A 3,540-nucleotide genomic window follows, 5' to 3' on the forward strand; every position below is an offset into this window, starting at 1 on the left:
TGCTCCGTAGGGAACTATGCAAATTTCTTGGTAACGGAGCTCTCCCGCTGAGTTGGTTAGGGGATATTCCAAGGTTTGCTGGGATCCGCTGCTCAAGCAACGGTCAATCAGCCTCCGGAGTTGGTCGCTAACCTCAGAGCCGAACAGCTCTTGCACTGCTTTTCCCTGAAGGTGCTCTGCTGGGAGTGAGGCAACACAAGCATTCTCCGGGGAAGAAATCAGCTCCAGGCATTTGCCTTCTTGGCTAAAGATCATTAAGGCTTGTGGGATAGCACAAACCAACCTTTTGTAGCGGAGTTGGCTCTCTGCAAGCGCTTGTTCAGCCTGCTTCCGCGCCGTGATATCTTCCACATACCCCTCAAAACAGAGGGGATCCCCTGCCGGATTGCGGACAACTTGAATTTGTTCTCGCACCCACAAGTCCAAGCCCTTGCGACTGTGGATCAAAAACTCTTGGGCCACTCTCCCATCGCCGACTTTGCCTGCAAGCAGATCCTGGAAAAACTGGCGACGACCGGCAGCGTCAGCATAGAGATGATGGCCAAAATCCGACAGATGGCGCATCAAATGGGCAGAGGAAGTATAGCCGTATATCTCGGCAAGCTTGGCATTGGCAAACCGGTATCGTCCCTGCAGATCCACACGAAAGATCCCAATGGGGGCATTTTCCAGGAGCACATCGAGTCCGGCCAACATCAGGATCCCCTATGTTTTCGCAAGCAGTACTAGGGCACTAAGAACGCCTGCCCCTGAGATTATGTATCATTTTTGCTTTGAGCGATGTTTTCCGCACTACAAGTTCCCCCGTGATCTCGTAAAATCACGGGCGAGGAAGGGTGCTCAGGCTTCTGTGGATATCACCCCACCGAGTGCTGGGGGAGCAGGGATCCCTGCGCGGATTCTCAACTACTCCACCTGCGCTGTCTCCGGGGATCCCGCCTGAGTTTCTGGGTGAAAGTAGCGGTAAATCTGTCGGGCAATCTTCGGGCCAATGCCGGGCACTTGAGCCAACTGGTCTTCTGAGGCCACCTGAATGCGGGCAATCGACCGAAATTCTTCCATCAGCAGCTTTTGCCGATACTTGCCCAAGCCGGGGATCTCGTCCAGCGTAGAGGCATGTTGACGCGCTTTCCGTTGCTGGCGATGAAAGGCGAGAGCAAATCGGTGGGCTTCATCTCGCAGGCGTTGCAACAACAAGCGAGCCGGATCTTGGGCCGGCAACCGCAGGGGCACGGGATCCCCCGGCAGAAAGATCTCTTCTTCTCGTTTGGCCAAGGCAATTACCGGCAGGTGATCCAGCCCCAAATCCGCCAAGACGGCCATGACTGCCGACAACTGCCCCTTGCCCCCGTCGATGAGCACCAAATCCGGCTGATCCTCAGGGGTCATTTTGCTGAAGCGACGCCGGGCCACTTCTGCATGGCTGGCAAAATCATCGGAGTGACCGGGGCGCACCTCAGGGTTGCGAATCTTGTAGCGGCGGTAGTGCTGTTTGGCAGGCAGGCCATCGATAAACACCACCTGACTGGCCACAGCATCGGATCCCTGGATGTGGGAAATATCGTAGGCTTCTAGACGGCGGGGCACATCCGGCAAATCCAAGACTTCTGCCAAGCGCTCCAAGGCCGCGGCATCCCGATCCGCCAAGCGCTGAGTGCGGGTTAGCTCCAGTTGGGCATTCCGCTCAACCAACTCGATCAACTCAGCTTTGCTCTGCCGTTGGGGGGCAACAAGGCTGACCTTGCGGCCTTTTTTCTGGCTCAGCCAAGACTCCAGAAAATCGTGATCGGGCAATTCATACTGGGTCAAAATCTCAGAGGGAATTTCCACCGGATCACAGTATTGATAATGCTCTTGTAGAACCCGCTGCAAAATCAACGCCGGATCATCGCCCCGATTTTCGGCCACAAACCCCAGCCGCCCCACCAACTTGCCTGCCCGCACCTGAAACAATTGAATGCAGGCTCGTGAATCATTCATGGCCAAGGCCAGAGCATCACGGCTGACGGTAGAGTTAGGCAAAGAGACCTTCTGGGATTCTCCCAATTGTTCCAAACCGCGAATTTGATCCCGATATCGTGCGGCTGCCTCATAATTTTCCTGTTCGGCGGCCTGGATCATCTTCTCCTGCAGCTCTCGGATCAGCTCATCTGTCTGGCCTTGGAAGATCATGGCCACTTGAGTCAGCGTTTTGCGATACTCTTCTGGGCTGATCAAGCCTTGGCATACCCCGGGGCAGCGCCCAATGTCGTAGTTCAAACAGGCGCGATCTTTGTACAGAGGTTTGGGCCGTTGGCGCAAGGGAAAAATCCGTTTGACCAATCCAAGGGTATGGCGCAACAGGCCAACATCGGTGTAGGGGCCATAGTATTTGTCTTGATTCCGATCAAGGCGACGATGGCGGGTGATGTAAAGCTGGGGATAAGGCTCCGACCAGGTAATACACAAATAGGGATACTTTTTATCGTCCTTAAGGAGAACATTATAAGGGGGCTGATGGGTCTTAATCAGATTGTCTTCTAGGGCTAGGGCTTCACTTTCATTGTCGGTTACGATAAACTCGATCTCGCAAACCTGAGCTACCATGCGCTGAATGCGAGGGGACAGGTCGCCGGTGAAGCGGAAATAAGATCGCACTCGAGAGCGCAATTTCTTGGACTTGCCTACATAGAGGATCTGATCCGTGGCATCTCGCATTAAATATACGCCGGGTTCAGCAGGAATCTCCTTGAGACGGCTCTCTAGAACGTCACGGCTGTGAATCAGAGGGACGGTCATAAAGTTCAGTTCTACCGGGTAGAGTCAGGGATCCCATGACTTCAATCTAGCAAGGATATGGCTTTTCTCGGCAACACTGACTCCAACCCATGTGGAGACACAGTCATTCTGAACAATCATTCTGAACAAGTTTGGGAAGCTCGTCCTGCTTTCAAGCTCCAACCTGCTAGCACAAATGGCAATAGCTCGTCGCATCGCAGGATCAAAGTACCTCTTTTGACGGGTAGACCTCCATGATTTGGGAAGGATAAGTTGATTTGTGATTAACATAATTTTGTCCAGAGTTCTGGTAGTTCATTTACATAAGATATAGCAGCAATGGAAAGTCGCTTAAGTTTATTAACTAGGGATATATTGACTTCTGAGACAATCTTTTGAGTAGATTCAGGTATAAATTGCCTGTGGCAATCCTGGCATCGATAATGCTGCTTTCCATTATGGATCTTGTCGTATCTAAGTTAAAAGAATGACGGCTTGGGCAAGTCAGCATGAGCTTACTCAGAAACACGAAAAATCTAGGGTAATAGTATCATTGCTCCCAGAGCACCACCAGTATAGTCAATAGGGCAAGGGCTCCGTCCCGCTGGCGCGACCCGAATCTCTGAGCTCTATCCTTACAATTGAGCTCCTGGATCCTGGCCTATGTCTTGCTGCAGGGCGGCCAAGTCTATCTTTGGCTTCTGGGTCTTGACTTTTGTCGGCCTGAGGTCTTCTAGGTTCAGCCAGCGATAGACCGTTGCACGCCTGACTTTGTACATCTGT

General features: G+C 52.5%; 3 protein-coding genes. All 3 read right to left on the reverse strand.

What is annotated here, in order from left to right; genetic code table 11:
* On the reverse strand, positions 1-696 hold a 696-nt coding region (locus NW820_RS01920), incomplete at its 3' end, for a PAS domain-containing protein (protein ID WP_414406539.1).
* A gap of 210 nt (positions 697-906) precedes the next feature.
* A complete protein-coding gene (gene uvrC / locus NW820_RS01925) occupies positions 907-2,778 on the reverse strand; it encodes an excinuclease ABC subunit UvrC (protein ID WP_414342744.1) in 1,872 nt (623 codons plus the stop codon).
* A gap of 614 nt (positions 2,779-3,392) precedes the next feature.
* Positions 3,393-3,536: an IS630 transposase-related protein gene (locus NW820_RS01930; RefSeq protein ID WP_083757638.1), complete on the reverse strand. Its 144-nt coding sequence runs from the start codon at positions 3,534-3,536 to the stop codon at positions 3,393-3,395.
* Positions 3,537-3,540 lie beyond the last annotated feature (4 nt).

It is taken from the genome of Synechococcus sp. R55.7, from assembly GCF_047461955.1.
GTDB lineage: Bacteria > Cyanobacteriota > Cyanobacteriia > Thermostichales > Thermostichaceae > Thermostichus.

Coding starts and splice junctions, on each gene's coding strand:
- uvrC (WP_414342744.1), bottom strand. CDS start 2,778: ATGACCGTCCCTCTGATTCACAGCCGTGACGTTCTAGAGAGCCGTCTC.
- NW820_RS01930 (WP_083757638.1), bottom strand. CDS start 3,536: ATGTACAAAGTCAGGCGTGCAACGGTCTATCGCTGGCTGAACCTAGAA.